Genomic DNA, 17,263 nt, shown 5'->3' with positions numbered 1-17,263 from the left:
GATATGTTCTTCCTACGATCTGATCGCCCTGCGATACGAACCGCCCCACCCCCGTCCACCCCCGTCCGAGGAGCGGACACGGCCCCGGGCAGGCCCCGTACCAGGCGATACGCTGTCCGCCATGCCGTCGTCACCACCACTTCCCGACCCCGTCGCCGAAGACCCCGACCCGGCGGTCGAACACGCCCGGCGGCTGACCGACACCGTCACCCGGCTGCGCCGCGCCCTGCGCAGCAGCATCCGCACCGACTACCCGTGGGAATCCCTGCCGATGGCGCAGGTCGAACTCCTGCAGACACTCGCCGCCGCACCCCTGCGGGTCGGCGAACTCGCCGCCCGGCAGCGGCTCGCCCCCAACACCGTCAGCGGACTCGTCGGCAAACTCCTCGACGCCGGCTTCGTCGACCGCCAGGCCGACCCCGGCGACCGGCGCACCGCCCGGATCGCCCTCACCCCCGCCGGGCGGCGCCAGCTCGACGACTGGCAGCACGCCCACGAACAGCGCATCGCCGCCGCCCTCGACACCCTCGACCCCGCCGAGCGCACCGCCGTCGCCCGGGCCCTGCCCGCACTGGACCACCTCGCCCGCGCCCTCGCCCAACCCGGCACCGGCGGCGAACAGGGAGCCTCCGCCGGATAAAACCGCTGGTCAGTGCGGCCCCGCCGGCACTACCGTGCCCGGCATGACCACGACGGACGTGACCATCGAGCCCTGGACGGACGCCGACCTCGCGCTGCTGCGCCGGGTCAACACACCGGAGATGAAGAAGCACGTCGGCGGCCCGGAGACCGACGAGCAACTGCTCGTCCGGCACCGGCGCTACCTGGACTTCGTACCGTCCGGCCTCGGCTGCATGTACCGGATCGTGCTGCCCGGCGGCGAGGCGGTCGGCACCGTCGGCTACGGCACCCGGACGTGGCAGGGCGCGACCGTGCACGAGATGGGGTGGAACGTGCTGCCCGGTTTCCAGGGGCGGGGCATCGCGGTGGCCGCCACCCGGGCCGCCGTCGCGGCCGCCCGCCGCGAGGCCGCGCACCGCTACCTGCACGCCTTCCCCTCGGTGGACAACCCCGCCTCCAACGCGGTGTGCGCGAAGGCCGGGTTCACGCTGGTCGGCGAGACGGACTTCGAGTTCCCGCCCGGGCGGTTCATGCGCAGCCACGACTGGCGGGTCGACCTGCGGGAACTCCCGGCGGACTCGGCCGGGCAGGGCTGATCAGAACAGCGTGCCGCCGGTGCCGCCGATGCCGCGGGTGCCGCCCTCCAGTTCCAGCAGCCAGCGCTTGCGGTCCACGCCCGCGGCGAAGCCGGTGAGCGCGCCGTTGGCACCCAGCACGCGGTGGCACGGGCGCACGATCAGCAGCGGGTTGGCACCCACCGCGCCGCCCACCGCCCGCACCATCCGCGGCGGCTCGCCGGCCAGCTCCGCCAGCCCGCCATAGGTCACGGTGGTGCCGTACGGGATCTCGTCCAGGGCCGCCCAGATCCGGCGGCGGAAGTCCGTGCCCTCCGGCGCGAGCGGCAGGTCGAAGGACGTGCGCTCGCCCGCGAAGTAGCCGGTCAGCTGGGCCACCGGCTCGGCCAGCGCCTCCGGGTCCAGGACCCAGTCGTCGGCGGGCTCGGCCAGCGCGTACTTCTGGCCCGGCGCGGTGACCGTCGCCAGCGCGGCCGGGCCGCCGTCCTCCGGCAGCACGCCGCTCAGCAGCAGGCGGCCGAAGGGGCTCTCCATGGTGGTGTAGACGGTGGTGCTCATGCTGTCTCGGTCTCCGATCGGGTGCTGGTGCTCGTCGTCGCGGGGCCGGCCCACAGCCGGTGGACGGCGTAGGAACGCCACGGGGCCCAGGCCTCGGCCGCACGGGCCGCGGACTTCGGGTCGCCCGGGGCGCCGAGCCGGGTCAGCCCGTGCTTCACGCCCACGTCGCTCGGCAGGAAGACGTCCGGGTCGGCCAGGGCCCGCATCCGCAGGTAGCCGACCGTCCAGGGGCCGATGCCCGGCAGGGCCAGCAGGGCGGCGGCCGCCTCCGCCCGGTCGACGCCGCCGTCCAGGCGGACGGCGCCCTCGGCCAGGGCGGCGCACAGGCCGGTGAGCGCGCGCCGGCGGGCCGCCGGCATCGCGAAGTCCTCCGGGTCCGCGACGGCCAGGGCCGCCGCGGTCGGGAACAGCAGCCGCAGACCGCCGCTCGGCTCCGGCAGCGCGGCACCGTACTTCTCGGCGAGCCGACCCGCCAGGGTGCGGGCGGCGACCACGGTGACCTGCTGGCCGAGGACGGCGCGCACGGCCAGTTCGTGCGGGTCGACGTGGCCCGGCGAGCGCAGGCCGGGGCGCTCCCGGACCAGCGGGCCGAGGACCGGGTCCGCGCCCAGCTGCTCGTCGACCGCGCCCGGGTCGGCGTCCAGGTCGAACAGGACGCGCAGGCGCTGGACGGCGGTCGGCAGGTCGCGCAGGTCGGCCAGCAGCAGGCGGCAGTCCAGCCAGCCCCGGGTGCGCGGCTCGCCCGGCGGCAGGCCGTCCACCTCGGCGATGCCGTGGCCGTACGGGAGCGCCAGCGTGCGGCGGTAGGTGCGGACGCCCGGGCGCGCGCCGGGGACCACCTCCTCGACGCCGGGGACGGCGCGCAGGGCGAGGAAGTCGATCAGGTGCTCGCTGTCGAGCGCACCCCGGTAGGCCAGGCGCAGGGTCAGGCCGCCGGCCGGGGTCGCGATGCGGCGCCCGGCCGTCACCTCGGCGCGCAGACCGCTCGGGGTGCGGTCGTAGACCTCGCGGACGGTGTCGTTGAACTGCCGGACGGAGGCGAAGCCGGCCGCGAACGCCACGTCGGTGACGGGCAGTTCGGTGGTCTGGAGGAGCAGCCGGGCGGTCTGGGCGCGGCGGGCGCGGGCCAGCGCGATCGGGCCGGCGCCGAGCTCGGCGGTGAGCTGGCGCTGCAACTGCCGTGCGCTGTAGCCGAGTCGGCCGGCCAGGCCGGCGACGCCCTCGCGGTCCACCACGCCGTCGCCGATCAGCCGCATCGCGCGGCCGACCAGGTCGGCCCGGTGGTTCCACTCCGGCGAGCCGGGCACCGAGTCGGGGCGGCAGCGGCGGCAGGCCCGGAAGCCCGCGCCCTGGGCGGCGGCGGCGCTCGGGTAGAAGCGGCAGTTCGCGCGCTTGGGGGTCACGGCGGGGCAGCTCGGCCGGCAGTAGATGCCGGTGGAGGTGACGGCGGTGAAGAAGACCCCGTCGAAGCGGGCGTCACGGCTGTCCACGGCTCGGTACCGGATGTCGTCGTCGATCACGTTGTCCAGTCTGCGGCACCGGGGCGGGGAGTGACTGGCGGAATTCGGACACGGCCGTTCCGGGCCCCACCCAGGGGCGAAACCTCGCGTTTCTCGCCGTCGCCGCTTCGGCCCTCCCGAAGCGGCGACGGAAAGACCGCTGCTCCCGCTCCCACCCCCGCCACTCACCCACACCGGGGCGCTCTGCCACTCGGCGACGAAACAACCGCTGCATGAGAAAGGCAGGGATCAGTACCAGGTGCCGACCAGCACCGGCTCGGGGAGGAGCGTGACCCCGGTCGCGGTCTCGACCTGGGCCGAGAGTTCGGTGAGCGCCTGGGTGAAGCCCGTGGCGGTAGCCCCGTCGTGGGCGGTGAGGGTGAGGGTCCGGCGTTCCGAGCAGCGGATGCCATCTGCGATCTTGCAGCCGGGACGGTAGCCGGTGTGCTCCAGCAGCCAGCCGGCGCTGGCTCGCAGCTGCCCGTCGCTGTCGGTGTGGACCGGGCAGCCGGCAGCCGACCAGCGGGCGGCCTGGGCGGCGGTAACGGGTGGGTTGAGGAAGACCGATCCGGCCTGGCGGGCGTCCGGGCCGTTGGGGTCGAGGAGGAGTCCACGACGGTGACGGTTGGCGAGGACTGCGGCGGCCACCTCGGCCACGGGCGGTCAGGCGCCGACAGGGACGCCGAGTTCGCCGGCGAGCGGCTGGTAGGTGATCGGGGCAGCCGGTGAGCGGGTGAGGTGGAACGTTGCGGTGAGGATGGTCCAGCGGCCGGGGTCGTTCTTGAAGCGGCTGTCGCGGTGCCGGAGGCGGCACGCCTGGGCGGGCAGGGTCCGCAGTCGGCCCATGTCCCAGTCCCATGCGGTGAGGTGGTCGAGGGTGGCGGAGACCTGCTGGCCGTAGGCGCCGGCGTTCTGGACGGGGGCGGCGCCGACAGTGCCGGGTATGCCGGCCAGGCACTCGATCCCGGCCAGGTGTTCGGCTGCGGCCCACTGGACGAAGTCGGTAAGCGGGTGGCCGGCCTGGACGGTCGCGGCCATCGTGTCGTCGTCCACCCGCTTCACGGTGATGCCTCGGGTGTTCATCACGGCGACGGTGCCCTCGTGGCCGGTGTCGGAGGCGATGACGTTGCTGCCGTGGCCGAGAGTGAGGGGCGCGTCCTCCTGCAGGTCGCCGATCGTACGGACCAGTTCGAACCAGTCGTCGGGGGCGGCGACCTGCAGGACGTTGCCGACCGGGCCGCCGAGCCCCAGGGTGGTCAGGGCCGCGAGCGTGGGACGGGGCACGGGGGCCTCCTAGGGTTCGTCGGTGATCGTCTTGAGGGCGAGGGTTCGCAGCGGGGCGAGGCGGGTGCGGTTGTTCTGGTGGTGGTAGACGGCGTTGGTGCAGATGGCCAGGTAGCGGCCGGTGGTCGGGGCGAGGTAGAGGCTGGTGCCGGTGAAGCCGTGGTGGTAGGCGACCCGGCCCTCGTCGGCGAGGATCCAGGCCAGGCCACGGTCGAGGCCGGGCTCGATCTCGGCCTGCGGCTGCATGCTGTGGGCGAGCCAGCGCCCCAGAGGCCCACCGGTGGCGTGCGAGGCCAGCAGGTGGGTGGCGAAGACGGCGAGATCGGCCGGGGTGGTGAACACCCCGGCGTGGCCGGCGACTCCGCCGAGCAGGGCGGCGTTGTCGTCGTGCGGCATCCCCCACAGCCGGGGCCCGCCGGTCAACCGCTGCTCGGTCGGGGCGACCTGAGCGGAGCGGGGCACCGGTCCGTAGGTCGTGCTGGCCATGCCGAGGTCCTGCCAGAGCTCGGATGCCAGCTCGTCCAGGCGCTGGCAGCGGTAGTGGGCCAGAGCCAGGCCGAGGAGGATGAAACCGCGGTTGATGTAGCGGTGACCGGCTCCTGGTTCGGCGATCAGGTCTTCGCCGCAGATCAGCTCGGCCAGCGGCTCGGGGCGGCCCCGGTACCGGTCGAGGCGGGTGTCGGCCCGCAGGCCGGAGGTGTGGGACAGGATCTGGCTGACCGTCACCTGGCCGCTCGGCGCCTCGGTCGGGATGCCGGCCAGCAGTTCGCGGATCGGGGTGTCCAAGGTGAGGCCGTCCATGAGGGAGGAGCCGACCAGCGGCCAGGTGGCCAGGACCTTGGTCAGCGAGGCCACGTCGTACACCGTGTCCGGCCCCGGCCGGGCGTCGCCGCACTCGGGGGCGACGACGCCGGAGGCCAGGTAACCGGGATCGGTGTCGAAGGTGCCGTGGGCGATGACGCCGCCGGGCACGGTGCCGTCTGCGGTCATCAGGTCCAGGCACTCGCGCAGGTCGGTGAGCGCGTTGGGGGTCCACGGCACGGCGGTGGTCACAGCTACTCCTGGTCGATCGTCAGGTGGGCACCGAGCGCGGCCAACTTCGGCAGCAGGCTGCCGTATCCGCGCCGCAGGTGATACATCCCTCGGATCGTAGAGGTGCCCTCGGCCGCCAGGGCAGCGATCACGAGAGCGGTCACCGCCCGGATGTCCGCCCCGGCCACGTCGGCGCCGGTGAGCGCGGACCGGCCCCGGACGGTGATCACCGAGCCGGTCGCGTTGACGGCGGCGCCGAACGCGGCCAGGGCCGGCAGGTGGGTGTCGCGCCGGGTGTAGATCCGCTCGTCGATGCGGGAAGCGCCCTCGGCCTGGGTGAGGAAGGCGGTCAGCTGCGGCTGCACGTCGGTCGGGAAGCCCGGGTGCGGGCCGGTGGCCATCTGTACCGGCCGCGGCCCGGCCGGAGTGCTGACGGCCGTTCCGCCGTCCAGCGGGTCGAGCTGGATTCCGGCGTCGGCGAACACCGACACCAGCCCGTCCGGGAACGCGGCCGGCGGGAAGCCGTCCAGGTGGACGGTGCCGCCGGTGATGGCGGCGGCCAGCGCGAGGGTGGCGGCCTCCAGCCGGTCCGGCGGCACGGTGAACACCCCGCCTCGGATGTGGTCGGTGCCGGTGACGTTCAGGGCCGTCCTGCCCCGCCACTCGATGCCGACGCCGGCCTGCGAGAGCAGGGCAGCGGTGTGGGTGACCTCGGGTTCCACGCTGGGGTTGAGGATCGCGGAGGTGCCCGGGGTACGGGCGGCCAGCAGCATCGCGGTGACCGTCGCGCCCAGGCTCGGCCCCCACGAGCGGGTCTCGGCGTCGGTGATGAACGGCAGCCGTTTGCCGGTGAAGCGGGCCCGCACCCGGCCCCGGCTCACCTCGACCTCGGCCCCGGCGGCTTCCATCGCGGCCAGGTGCCGGTCGATGTAGCGGGCGCAGAAGGCGTCCCCGCCGGGGGTGGGGAAGGTGACCTTGCCGGCGCGGGCCAGCAGGGCGCCGCCCATTACCGCGGTGGTGCGGATACGCCGTCCGAGGTCGTCCGGGATGACGGGGAAGTAGGAGTCGGCTGGTCGGGTGGCGAACTCGTCTCCGGTCACGGTGGCGCGGGTGCCGGTGCGGTGCAGGATGTCGGCGACGACCAGGGTGTCCAGGATCTCGGGTGCACCGGTCAGGGTGAGCGGGTCGTCGGCGAGGAGCGCGGCGGCGTACAGGTGCAGGGCGATGTTCTTGCTGCCCTGGACGGTGGCGGTGCCGGCGAGGCGGCGGCCGCCGGTGATCCGCACGGCCCGCTCGTCGGTCGTCGTGGTGGTGGCGGTGGGCATGGTCACCTTCCCTGGCTTCCGGCCGGGAAGAAGCCCCCGACCTGGGTCTTTGGGTAGAGCAGGGTGCGCGCGCCGATCAGGGTGGCGGGCTGGAGGACGGTGCCGGCGGGGACGATCACCCCGTCGCCGATCACGGCGCCGAACTTGGTCTGGCCGGTGGCGACCCGGTGGCCGTCGAGGTGGGCGCAGACCTCTTCGGTGGCCGGTTCGGTGACCGGTCCGGAGGTGACCCGCAGGCCGGTGGTGGAGACGAAAGCGCCGATGTTGACGCCGAGTCCGAGCACGGAGTCGCCGACGAAGCTGGTGTGTTTCATGAACACTCCGCCGGTCAGCAGGGAGCGGGTGACCTCGGCTCCGAAGCCGATGCGGCAGCCGGGGCCGACGACGGTGTTGTCGCGTACCCGGGCGCCGGCCTCGATGACCGCGCCGGGGCAGACCAGCACCGGGCCGGTGACGAACGCGCCTTCGGCGATGACGGCTCCGGGTGCCACGATCACGTGGCCCCGGACGCTGGCCCCGGGCTCGATGGTCCCGGTCGCCTCCGGCAGCGGGATGTCCGGGTTGCCGGCCAGCAGGTCGGTGATGGCCTTCTTGATGCCGAACACGGTCGGGCAGCGGCTCAGCAGGTGCAGCACCACCGGGTCGGTGATCTGCTCGGTGTCGAAGTAGTAAGCGGGGGTGGTGCGGTAGTCGATGCGCTCCAGCTCGGTGTGCAGCGCAGGCGCGTCGGTCAGCCGGTGCATGGCTGGATCTCCTCTCGGGCGAGCGAGTGGAAAAGGCTCGGGGCGTTGCTACGTCCCCGTGTTGGTGGATGCGACTCGCGCACGGATCAGCCGACGCGATGCTGCGGGCAGGCGCAGTCGGGCCAGACCGGCCACGGATCGGTACGCCCGTGGCGCTGGACGGGGGGATCGGCAGGTACCGCAGGCCGCCCTGATCTCACTCTTCGCTGTCATTTGTGCGCGGGTTGCGAAGTGCCGTCAGCGTGGCTGCGGGCGGTGCTGGTGGGACAGAGCCGAGTCGCCCACTTCGTGCGAACCCTCCACGAGAGCGCGCTGACGATGGCCTCGACAGCTCGGCACGGTCCGACGAAGAGTTGGCGCCTGGTCACCGGCTGTTCCGGCAGAGCCAGCTCCGCCCAGACCCTCTTGCCGTGTTCGGTCCGCGCGGCCCCGCAGGCAAGAGCCAGACACCCGACCAGCGCCAGACCTCGACCACTCTCCGCGTCGGCCCCCACCGTGCGGCGCCTGGGCAGCACGGCCGACCCGTCGTAGACCTCGACGAGTGCCCGCCGCAGCCCAACGCTCACGTGAAGGGCAACGGTGAGCACCGGCTGGTCGGAATGACGTACGGCGTTCGTGACCAACTCGGACGTGACCATGTCCAACGCGAGCCGGGAGCCGTCGTCCAACAGGACGCCCCAGTCGACGATGAGTGCCCTCACTTGGCGGCGGGCGACCGGCACGGAGACCGGGCTTCCGGTCAGGAGGAAGACATGGGAATGCACGACCACGGTGAGGAACCCTTCGGCACTGGCCTGGAGAGCGGCACCGACCACCTGGGAGTAGACGAGCAGTGGTCGGCGCCGCCGATCGTGGAGCCGTAGCGGCCCATGGGTGGGGCTCACGCTCGGCCTGACATAGAGTCAACAGGCATGCGCCGGGTGTGAACACGGCCCGGGCACCCCGGATGCTTGAAACCCTTGAAACCAAACCCGAGGGCAGCGATGGCAGCACGCGAACGGACACCCAACCTCAAGCTCGCCGCATTGGTCGAGCAGTGCCGATGGGCAAGCAATGGAGAGTTCGCCCGCGCGGTCAACCGCGCCGGCACCGAAGCCGGGTACAAGCTGAAATACGACGAGTCCGCGGTCTCCCACTGGCTCTCGGGCACCCGCCCCATGGCGAAGTACCAGAAGGTCGTTCTGGAGACCCTGACCCGCCGGCTGCGGCGGCCCGTCACCGCGTTCGAGACGGGCTTTGCCGATCAACCGGACGTCCAGCCCCGATCCACGGATACGGTGGCTGGACTGATCGACCTCGGGAGCGTGGACATGGACCCATCGCGCAGGGGCGTACTCGGTGCGGGCCTCTACTCGATCGCCCTGACCATCCCCGACTGGCCGGACGTCGTCGGGCGGTTCGAGCGGCTGAAGACCGACCCTCACACGCGGATCGGCAGGGCCGAGGTCGAGTCCGTGATCGCCATGACCGAGCGGATCAGCGAGCTCGACGACCAGTTCGGCGGCCGGACGGCCCGGCCGATGGCCGCCGCGTTCCTGGTTAACAACATCGCCCCGTATCTGAAGGCCACCGCCACTGAAAACGTGCGCAAGGCGATGCTGTCCGCTGCGGCGGACCACCTCTACCTGACCGGGTACATGGCCGTGGACGAGCGCTTGGACCTGCTTGGACAGAGCTACTACACCAAGGCGTTGGAGCTCGCGCTCGCCGCCGGCGACCACCTCACCTACTGCACCACCCTGCGCGGTATGAGTGTCCAGGCTGTCGAACTCGGCTACGGCGCATCCGCGTTGCGGTACGCGAACGCCGCCGCTGCCGCCTCACCCGAAGCCGGACCGAGGATGCGAGCCTTCCTCGCCGGGCAGCAGGCACATGCCCTCGCTCAGGCCGGCGACCGCGCCGGAGCGCTCGCTAAGCTCAGTGAGGCCGAAGTCGCCATGGAACAGGCCGAGTCCAAGGCCAAGGCCCACGGCTCCTACGATCCTTCCTCCCTCTCGTACCATGTCGCCCAGGTCAGCTACGAGCTCGGCGACCGCGCAGGCGCGATCCTCGCGCTCCTGCATTCCGAGAGGGTCCGCCCCACCGTGTACCGCCGGGCCCGCGTCCGCCACCGCGCGATGCTCGCCGAATGGCAGCTCGAAGTCGGCCGGTTGGAGGAAGCCGTCCAGAACTGGAACCTTGCCCTCGACGACTTCCCGCACGTCCAGTCCGGCCGGGCCGACGACCGCTTCCGCACGATGCTCTCCGCAACCCAGCCGCACCAGCGCAACCCCCACGTCCGCGAACTCCTCGAACGAGCCCGGCAGATCGCCCCTCGCCTTGTCTGATCTACCACGAGACGTGCGGCGGCCGGGATTCCCGGCCTACCTATGCGAGGAGATCGAGGCCTTCACCGTCACCCGGCATGACCCCATGGTTGGGTTCCTCAGCCATGACCCCGGTCCGCCCGCCAGGCCCCCTGGTGCTGCGCGAAGTCGAACCTGACGACGCTGACTGCCTCCAGGCGGTCTACGGCGGGCTTGAGGCCACCCGGCACTTGAGCTTCGGACACAGCATTCGTGACCAGGTCCAGGCGATCGCAATGCCGAAGGTCCACCGCGCGCTTTTCCCGTCGCCGCTTCGGCCTTGCCGAAGCGGCGACGGAAAAAAATACTGCTGGGGAGTTACCTGACTCTCCGGGCTTCCCCCTCCCCCTCCCCACCCACCCTCCGCCACCCACCCACCCACGCCGGGCCGCTCTGCCACCCACCCACCCACCCACGCCGGGCCGCTCTGCCACCCACCACCCACCCACCCGCGTCCCACCCGCCCACCTGCGGCGCCGCGCGCCCTGGCCCCGGCCCTGGCCCCGGCCCCGGCCCTGGTCTCGGTCCTGGCTTTCACCTGTGTGCCTGCGCATCGGCGCACCCTGGCCTTGGCTTCTACCCATGCACCTGCGCACCCGCGCATCCGTACCCATCCCCCATCCCGCGGAGGGGGTGCCGGCGGTCCTGAAGCGGACCCGGCCGTCGAGGCATCCGCCTCTGCCGTCCATGCATCCGCCCGCTGTTGGGGCATCGCCCCCTGCGAGCCCCGTGGAGGGCGGCCGGCGGCCGCCGAAGGCCGCCCTCCACTGCTCGTCGCCTCACCGCGTCAACGCTTGACCGGGCCTCCCGCCGCGCGCTGGGACTTGGTGATCGTCTTCCACTTCTTCAGCCGGGCCGAAGCCAGCCGGGCGTCCGAACGCGAGGCGATCCACTCGTTCTCGCGCTGGAGCTTGAGGTAGCTGTCCATCCGGCGCTGCGGCAGCGTGCCGTCCGCCAGTGCCGCCTGGACGGCGCAGCCGGGCTCGGTGTGGTGGCCGCAGTCGTGGAAGCGGCAGTCCTCGGCCAGCTCGGCGATGTCGGCGAACGCCAGGTCGACGCCCTCGCCACCGTAGAGACCGACCTCGCGCAGCCCGGGGGTGTCGATCAGCACGCCCCCGCCGGGCAGCGGTATCAGCTCCCGGGTGGTCGTGGTGTGGCGCCCCTTCTGGTCGACGGCGCGGGCCTCCTGGACGGCCATCGCCGCGGTGCCGGCCAGCGCGTTGGTCAGCGTGGACTTGCCGACGCCGGACTGGCCGATGAGGGCCGTGGTGCCCGGCAGGCAGGCCTGCAGGACGTCGATGCCCTCGCCGGTCTCGGCGCTGACCACGAGCACGGTGACCCCGGGGGCGACCCCCTCGACGTCGGCGCGGATGAAGTCGGCGTCGTCGACCAGGTCGGCCTTGGTGAGGACGACCAGCGGCTCGGCGCCGGACTCCCAGGCCAGGGCGAGGAAGCGCTCGATCCGTCCGAGGTCGGGGTCGGCGGCGAGGGAGGAGGCGATCAGGACGGTGTCGACGTTGGCCGCGAGCACCTGGCCGTCCGAGCGCTTGCCGGCCACCTTGCGGATGATCGCGGTGGAGCGCGGCAGCAGCGCGGAGACGGCGGCCATCGGCTGGGCGTAGAGGTCGACGGCGGCCCAGTCGCCCGTGCACGGGCAGTTGATCATGTCGACGTCGCCGACCGGCCGGGTGTCGAGCCGGACGGTGCGCACGTCGCCGGTCTCCGGGTCGGCGATGACGGCGTCGCACTGGCCGCGGTCGACCCGGACGATCCGGCCCGGGACCAGACCGGCCTCGGCGAGCGGCTCGAACGCCTCGGCGAGTTCGGACGTCCAGCCGTAGCCGGACAGCGGGGAGTCTCCGAAGGAGTCGTCGGAGAACGAAGAGAAGGAAGAGGAAAGAGAGAACGACGGAACGGAGGCAGCGTTGAACAACGCAGTGTGCCCTTCGGGAGGAGTGACCCCGGCGGGCTACGGCTGACGCGAAGGGGTCAGCCGGCGGCCGGGAAAAGGAGGTGAACGCGAGTGCTGCCCTGGGCAGCTATCGGGGCGACGACGGCCATGGGGTACACCTCCTGCTCTCTGCTCCTCGGGCGGCCCAACGGCCCCCGAACTCCTCGGGCGACTCACTGGCCCCCGATCCGAACGTGTCACACGCTAGCGGACGGGCCGCGGTGGGCCAACCTATTTTTGACCTGCGGAAACGCACCGGTGAAGGTCGGGGAACGCCGACCCGGGGCCCCCGGCGAACCCACCGAGGAGCACAGTTGGCCCCGCATCCGGCGGAGGAACACCGCTACCCGCCGTACCGGTGCTTGAGGTTCGGGTCGTCCAGCCACCAGGGCCGCATCCCAGCCTCCTCCTCCACCGGCCGCCCCTCCTCCCGGGCCTGCGCAGCCGCCTCCTCGAAGCGGGCGTCCAGCTCGGCGTCCACCGCCTTGATCTCCTCCCGCCCCTGCACCACCATCCGCCGCACCAGCGCGGCGAGGAACGGCAGGCCGACCAGGTCCCCCAGCACCCAGAAGGCGTTGCCGCCCCAGGTCTGGTCCTGCGCCAGGCTCGGTCCCCACGGCCGCCCGAGCGCCACGTAGTAGTGCTCGGCGACGAGGTGCCCGCCGTAGATCAGCACGATCCCCAGCCCCGCGTCGAAGATCACCTCGGCGAAGGTGATGAACAGCCCGACCAGGTGCGGGTACTCGTGCCCGACCGGGTCGAGCTGCAGCCGCGGCCAGAAGTAGGCGAGGCCCAGCAGCACCAGGGCCAGGTGCAGCACCACGTTCCCCAGCCCGCTGGACACCGACCACTCGTACCAGGGCGTGAAGTAGAGCAGCCACGGCGGCGCCATCAGCAGCGCCGTCGAGACGGCCGGGAACATCAGCACCTTCGACGGCCGGCTGCGCAGCGCCCGCAGGATGCGCTCGCGCCGCCGCTCCGGCGAGGCGGCGACCAGCAGCGAGACGGGCGCGCCGAGGGCGAGCAGCAGCGGGACGACCATGAGCAGCAGCACGACCTGGACGGCCCGGTCGGTGAAGAGGATCCGCTCGTACACGCCGAGGCCGGAGCAGGTGCACCAGATCCACAGCAGCAGGCCGCCGAGGAAGGCGGCGGTGCGGGTGGGCTGCCAGCGCTCGCCGCCAGCGCGGTGGACGGTGCGCACGGCGGCCAGGTACCAGGCGCCGGCCAGCACCGAGAGGGCGAGGACCAGCGGTTCGAGGGTCCAGGAGGTGGCCAGGTCGGACCACTGCCAGGCGGGCGGTCCGCCGTAGGCGAGCATCCGGGCCGGGCCGTCCACCGCGCCGTTCATCCGTCCGCTCACCTCATCCGCACCCGCGGCCCGCCGGGCGAGGCGGGTCCGGCGCCGGGCGGGGCCGCGGCGCCCGGTCATCATCGCGCCCGGCCGCCGCCCGGCCGCGCGCGGGGCCCGCCTCTATACCGCGACCTGACCAAGGCTTTACCCAATCCCAACAAAGCTTTGCCAAGGCAAAGTTCGGCCCGCTCCGACCCCCTGGCCGCAACCGGCGGACGGCCCGCTTCGTCTGGCAGGATGCACCGGTCGGCGATATCGGCCACGTGGGTGATGACAAGGGGACGACAAGAGGTGCGAAGCACTGAGCGCGGCGAGGGCCGCCGGCTGGCCGCGCGCCACCGCAACATCGAGCTGGGCCTGCTGGCGCTCGCGGTGGCCGTCTGCCTGGCGGGGAACATCACCGCCCATCTGGCACTGACCGACAAGATGCCGTCCGGGCTGCTGGTGAACGGGCTGGCGCTCGGGGGCCTGGCCGGGGTGGCGCACCTGACGGTGCGGCGGTTCGCGCCGTACGCGGACCCGCTGATCCTGCCGCTCGGCGTGTTCCTGACCGGCTTCGGCCTGATGCTGCTGGACCGGCTGGACGTCAGCTACGGGGCCGCGTTCCGGGACTACCAGAAGGTCCCGGCCGCGCCCTCGCAGCTGATGTGGACGTTCATCTCGGTGGCGGTGGCGCTCGGCCTGATCGTCTTCGTCAAGCACCACCGCTTCTTCCAGCGGTACGTCTACCTGCTGATGGCCGGCGCGCTGATCCTGCTGGCGGCCCCGGTGTTCTCCCCGAGCGACAGCTTCGGCGCCAAGCGCTGGATCCGGCTGGCCGGCCTGTCCTTCGAGCCGGACGAGTTCGTCAAGGTCGCGATCACCATCTTCTTCGCGGGCTACCTGATGGCCTCCCGGGACGCCCTGGCCCTGGCCGGCCGGAAGGTCTGGGGGATGACCCTGCCGCGCGGCCGGCACGCCGGGCCGGTGCTGGCGATCTGGGTGGTCAGCCTGCTGGTGCTGGTCTTCGAACGCGACCTCGGCACCTCGCTGATCTTCTTCGGCATCTTCGTCGTCATGCTGTACGTGGCGACCGAGCGCACCAGCTGGGTGGTGCTCGGCCTGCTGATGGCGGTCGGCGGCGCGGGCGTGGTCGGCACGGTGGAGCCGCACGTGCACGGGCGCGTCGAAGCCTGGCTGCACCCCCTCGACATCTACAACGAGCACCACGACAAGGCGATCATCTCCGACCAGCCCGCCGAGGCGCTGTTCAGCCTGGGCACCGGGCACATCACCGGGACGGGCCTGGGCTCGGGCCGGCCGTGGCTGATCGGCTTCGCCGGGCGCAGCGACTTCGTCTTCACCACGATCGGCGAGGAGCTCGGCCTGGCCGGGGTGACGGCGATCCTGCTGGTGTACGTGCTGCTGATCCAGCGCGGGCTGCGCACCGCGGTCGGCCTGACCGACCCGTTCGGCAAGCTGCTGGCGACCGGCCTGTCGGCGGCGCTGGCGCTGCAGGTGTTCGTGGTCGTGGGCGGGGTGAGCGGGCTGGTCCCGCTGACGGGCAAGGCGCTGCCGTTCCTGGCGGCGGGCGGTTCGTCGCTGCTGGCGAACTGGCTGATGATCGCCCTGCTGGTGAAGCTGAGCGACTCCTCCGGGCGCACCGCCATGGACCCGGCCGAGGTGAGCCCGGAGCCGCTTCCGGCGCAGCCCCGCCCGGCGGCCGCGGCCGCCTCCGCGGCGCCGTCCGCGGGCTCGGCGCAGCCCGCGCCCGCGGCGGACCCGGCACCGGCCGGCGCCGGACCGGTGGGCGCCGGGGCCGACCCGGGAGCCCCGACCGAGCTGCGCCCCGCGTACGGCGCGCCCGGCGGCGGCCACACCCCCACCGAGCAGCCCTCGTACGGCTACCCGCCCGCCCGCGACCACGGCGCCCAGCCGAACGGCGGGCAGGAGTACGGCGCCCCGGGCTTCGGCGGGCAGAGCCTGAGCGGCCAGAGCTTCGGCGGTCAGGACCTGAGCGGCCAGAGCTTCGGCGGTCAGGACCTGAGCGGCCAGAGCTTCGGCGGTCAGGGCCTGAGCGGCCAGAACCACGGCGGGCAGAGCTTCGGCGGCCAGGCCTTCGGCGGCCCCGGTCAGGACTCGTCGGGGGCCCACCCGGGCCAGGGCTACGGCTCCCCGGGCCACCCCGGCCAGACCCCGCCCGGTCCGGCGACCGCCTGACGGACGCGCAGCCCGCCGGACGGCCACCCGGCGGACGCACCAGGGCCTCCCCCGCACCCGCGGGGGAGGCCCTGCCCGTACACCGGCACCCCGCCCCTCCGGCGACCGCCCCCGCACGGGAACCCGGCCGCCCGTCAGGGAGCCGGGAGAGCGCGCGCGGCGCCCCCGGCCGCGCCCCCTACTGCTGCTCCCACGGCGGCCGCGGCGGGTAGCCGGGCACCTGCTGCCCCGGTGGCGGCCCGGGCGGCGGCCCGGTGGGCCGGTCGCTGTCGGGCGGCGGCGGGGCCGGCCGGTGGTGCGGCCCGCCGCGGGCGGTGAGGCGGCCGCGGACGTTGTCGGCGGCGAGGACGTCGGCCCAGCGCTCGGGGTACTCGGAGGGCGCGTCGACGTCGTCGTTCTCGTCCTCGCCCCACTCCTCCTCGTGGCCTTCGGCGAGGCCGAGTTCGCGGGCGCGCCGGGCGCGTTCGACGGCCCGGCGGGCGGCGACCTCGCGGACGACGGCGGCGGCGGCCTCCTCGTGGGCGCGTTCGTTCTCGGCGCGGGCGTCGGCGGTTTCGAGGGTGGGCCAGCGGCGGTCTATGGCGGCGTTCATGGCGGCGCCGATGAGGACGGCGAGGGCGACCACGAAGATCCACAGCAGGACGGCGACGGGCGCGGCGAGCGAGCCGTACGCCGAGGGGACCTCGACCGAGCTGACCAGGTAGAGGCGCAGGCCGACGCTGCAGAAGACGAGCACGACGAGGGCGACGAGGGCGCCCGGGATGTCCTCGCGCCAGGGCGTGGAGACGGGGACGGCGAGGTGGTAGAGGGTGGTGAGGGAGACGATCAGCAGCAGGATGGCGACGGGCCAGTAGGTGGCGCCGACGAGTCCGGCGATGCCGGGGACGGCGTTCTCGACCAGTCCGGGCCCGGCCATCAGCAGGGGCAGCACGAACGCGCCGATCACCAGGGCGCCGAGGTAGAGGCCGAGCGACATCAGCCGGGTCTTGACGATGCCGCGCTTGCCGTCGAGGCCGTACATGACGGTGATGGTGTCGATGAAGATGTAGAGCGCCCGGGAGCCGGACCAGAGCGACAGCAGGAAGCCGATCGAGATGAGGTCGGGCCGGGTGTGGCCGAAGACCTGGTCGAGCAGCGGTTCGACGACGTCCTTGACCGAGGACTGCGACAGGACCGTCCCGGAGGCGGTGATGATGTCGTGCTTGAGGCGCTCGATGGTGCCCGCGCCGAGGAAGGAGTCGAGGTAGCCGAGGGTGGCGGCGACGCCGAGCAGCAGCGGTGGGATGGACAGCAGGGTGAAGAAGGCCGCCTCGGCGGCGAGGCCGGTGACCCGGTACTCGACGCAGGTGTTGGTGGTGTCCTTGACCAGGTCCCACGCGGTGCGGCGCCAGGTGACCGGCTTGGCCGCGCGCCGGGAGCCCTTGCCGCGACGCCGGGAGGGGCGTTCGGGGGTCGGTCTGCTCGTTTCGCCTGCTGCTTGCACAGGGGTAACGGTATCGGGCCGGGGCGCCGCGGTTGATCTCCCCGGGGTCCCGGGGCGTGGCCGGGCGGCCGGGCGGGGAGCGGCGGGAACCGCCGAGCGTCCCGTATTCCGGAACCGGAGAGTCCAGCATTCGGATGTTGGTGGACCGCGAGTCCCGCGCCGTGCGAATCTCTTGCCATGCCTAGCGCCGGAACCACCCTGGTTGGTCGACTTCACGTCGATCTCCTTCGCGTGTCCAGCGCCATCTGTCCGGTGACCTGAGCCCACCCCGCCGCACCACCGCACCCGGCGCCA

General features: G+C 73.1%; 16 protein-coding genes. 5 read left to right on the top strand and 11 right to left on the bottom strand.

What is annotated here, in order from left to right:
* Positions 1 to 121 precede the first annotated feature (121 nt).
* The gene (locus ACPC54_RS02200) at positions 122 to 640 is read left to right on the top strand and encodes a MarR family winged helix-turn-helix transcriptional regulator (protein ID WP_498960220.1); all 519 of its coding nucleotides are present in this window, start codon (positions 122 to 124) and stop codon (positions 638 to 640) included.
* A 43-nt stretch (positions 641 to 683) separates the two neighbouring features.
* Positions 684 to 1,217 (top strand): GNAT family N-acetyltransferase, encoded by a 534-nt coding sequence (locus ACPC54_RS02195; protein WP_498960218.1) that lies wholly within the window; start codon positions 684 to 686, stop codon positions 1,215 to 1,217.
* On the opposite strand, the gene ACPC54_RS02190 is transcribed toward ACPC54_RS02195, so the two are convergent.
* From ACPC54_RS02190 to ACPC54_RS02155, 8 genes are all read right to left on the bottom strand, one after another.
* A complete protein-coding gene (locus tag ACPC54_RS02190; protein WP_498960216.1) occupies positions 1,218 to 1,754 on the bottom strand; it encodes a methylated-DNA--[protein]-cysteine S-methyltransferase in 537 nt (178 codons plus the stop codon). It lies immediately after the preceding gene.
* Positions 1,751 to 3,274, bottom strand: coding sequence for a DNA-3-methyladenine glycosylase 2 family protein (locus ACPC54_RS02185; RefSeq protein ID WP_498960214.1), 1,524 nt, complete (start codon positions 3,272 to 3,274; stop codon positions 1,751 to 1,753). The genes ACPC54_RS02190 and ACPC54_RS02185 overlap by 4 nt, the downstream gene beginning before the upstream one ends.
* 228 nt (positions 3,275 to 3,502) lie before the next feature.
* Complete coding sequence (locus tag ACPC54_RS02180; protein WP_498960212.1) at positions 3,503 to 3,901, bottom strand: hypothetical protein; 399 nt, start codon at positions 3,899 to 3,901, stop codon at positions 3,503 to 3,505.
* A 15-nt stretch (positions 3,902 to 3,916) separates the two neighbouring features.
* The gene (locus ACPC54_RS02175; RefSeq protein WP_498960210.1) at positions 3,917 to 4,537 is read right to left on the bottom strand and encodes an FAD-binding protein; all 621 of its coding nucleotides are present in this window, start codon (positions 4,535 to 4,537) and stop codon (positions 3,917 to 3,919) included.
* A 9-nt stretch (positions 4,538 to 4,546) separates the two neighbouring features.
* On the bottom strand, positions 4,547 to 5,590 hold the full coding sequence (locus ACPC54_RS02170) for a serine hydrolase domain-containing protein (protein ID WP_498960208.1): 1,044 nt from the start codon (positions 5,588 to 5,590) through the stop codon (positions 4,547 to 4,549).
* Between the two features lie 2 nt (positions 5,591 to 5,592).
* Positions 5,593 to 6,894, bottom strand: coding sequence for a UDP-N-acetylglucosamine 1-carboxyvinyltransferase (locus ACPC54_RS02165; RefSeq protein WP_498960206.1), 1,302 nt, complete (start codon positions 6,892 to 6,894; stop codon positions 5,593 to 5,595).
* A 2-nt stretch (positions 6,895 to 6,896) separates the two neighbouring features.
* Positions 6,897 to 7,637 carry an LbetaH domain-containing protein gene (locus ACPC54_RS02160; protein WP_498960204.1) on the bottom strand — a complete coding sequence of 247 codons (741 nt, stop codon included), beginning with the start codon at positions 7,635 to 7,637 and terminating at the stop codon, positions 6,897 to 6,899.
* 209 nt (positions 7,638 to 7,846) lie between these two features.
* On the bottom strand, positions 7,847 to 8,407 hold the full coding sequence (locus ACPC54_RS02155) for an ATP-binding protein (protein WP_498960202.1): 561 nt from the start codon (positions 8,405 to 8,407) through the stop codon (positions 7,847 to 7,849).
* 213 nt (positions 8,408 to 8,620) lie between these two features.
* On the opposite strand from ACPC54_RS02155, the gene ACPC54_RS02150 reads away from it, so the two are divergent.
* Positions 8,621 to 9,964, top strand: a complete 1,344-nt coding sequence (locus ACPC54_RS02150) for an NsdA family TPR-like regulatory protein (protein ID WP_498960200.1) — start codon at positions 8,621 to 8,623, stop codon at positions 9,962 to 9,964.
* 805 nt (positions 9,965 to 10,769) lie between these two features.
* Here ACPC54_RS02150 and rsgA read toward each other — a convergent pair.
* Both rsgA and ACPC54_RS02140 read right to left on the bottom strand, forming a co-directional pair.
* Entirely contained in the window at positions 10,770 to 11,915 is a 1,146-nt protein-coding gene (gene rsgA / locus ACPC54_RS02145) for a ribosome small subunit-dependent GTPase A (RefSeq protein WP_498960198.1), read from the bottom strand.
* Positions 11,916 to 12,276: 361 nt separating this feature from the next.
* Positions 12,277 to 13,296 carry a cytochrome c oxidase assembly protein gene (locus ACPC54_RS02140; protein ID WP_498960196.1) on the bottom strand — a complete coding sequence of 340 codons (1,020 nt, stop codon included), beginning with the start codon at positions 13,294 to 13,296 and terminating at the stop codon, positions 12,277 to 12,279.
* Between the two features lie 282 nt (positions 13,297 to 13,578).
* On the opposite strand from ACPC54_RS02140, the gene ACPC54_RS02135 reads away from it, so the two are divergent.
* Positions 13,579 to 15,486: an FtsW/RodA/SpoVE family cell cycle protein gene (locus tag ACPC54_RS02135; RefSeq protein WP_498960194.1), complete on the top strand. Its 1,908-nt coding sequence runs from the start codon at positions 13,579 to 13,581 to the stop codon at positions 15,484 to 15,486.
* 178 nt (positions 15,487 to 15,664) lie between these two features.
* Here ACPC54_RS02135 and ACPC54_RS02130 read toward each other — a convergent pair whose 3' ends face one another.
* Positions 15,665 to 16,969, bottom strand: coding sequence for a YihY/virulence factor BrkB family protein (locus ACPC54_RS02130; RefSeq protein ID WP_498960192.1), 1,305 nt, complete (start codon positions 16,967 to 16,969; stop codon positions 15,665 to 15,667).
* A 177-nt stretch (positions 16,970 to 17,146) separates the two neighbouring features.
* On the opposite strand from ACPC54_RS02130, the gene ACPC54_RS02125 reads away from it, so the two are divergent.
* The gene (locus ACPC54_RS02125) at positions 17,147 to 17,230 is read left to right on the top strand and encodes a putative leader peptide (protein ID WP_310593185.1); all 84 of its coding nucleotides are present in this window, start codon (positions 17,147 to 17,149) and stop codon (positions 17,228 to 17,230) included.
* Positions 17,231 to 17,263 lie beyond the last annotated feature (33 nt).

The sequence above is a fragment of the Kitasatospora sp. NPDC094028 genome (assembly GCF_049543595.1).
Lineage (GTDB): Bacteria > Actinomycetota > Actinomycetes > Streptomycetales > Streptomycetaceae > Kitasatospora.
The sequence above is the reverse complement of the archived record's forward strand: the minus strand, read 5'-3'. Positions and strand labels throughout refer to the sequence as shown.

Excerpts from the sequence above, each read along its gene's own strand:
- ACPC54_RS02200 (WP_498960220.1), top strand. The coding sequence starts at position 122 with ATGCCGTCGTCACCACCACTTCCCGACCCCGTCGCCGAAGACCCCGAC.
- ACPC54_RS02195 (WP_498960218.1), top strand. The coding sequence starts at position 684 with ATGACCACGACGGACGTGACCATCGAGCCCTGGACGGACGCCGACCTC.
- ACPC54_RS02190 (WP_498960216.1), bottom strand. The coding sequence starts at position 1,754 with ATGAGCACCACCGTCTACACCACCATGGAGAGCCCCTTCGGCCGCCTG.
- ACPC54_RS02165 (WP_498960206.1), bottom strand. The coding sequence starts at position 6,894 with ATGCCCACCGCCACCACCACGACGACCGACGAGCGGGCCGTGCGGATC.
- ACPC54_RS02160 (WP_498960204.1), bottom strand. The coding sequence starts at position 7,637 with ATGCACCGGCTGACCGACGCGCCTGCGCTGCACACCGAGCTGGAGCGC.
- ACPC54_RS02150 (WP_498960200.1), top strand. The coding sequence starts at position 8,621 with ATGGCAGCACGCGAACGGACACCCAACCTCAAGCTCGCCGCATTGGTC.
- ACPC54_RS02125 (WP_310593185.1), top strand. The coding sequence starts at position 17,147 with ATGCCTAGCGCCGGAACCACCCTGGTTGGTCGACTTCACGTCGATCTC.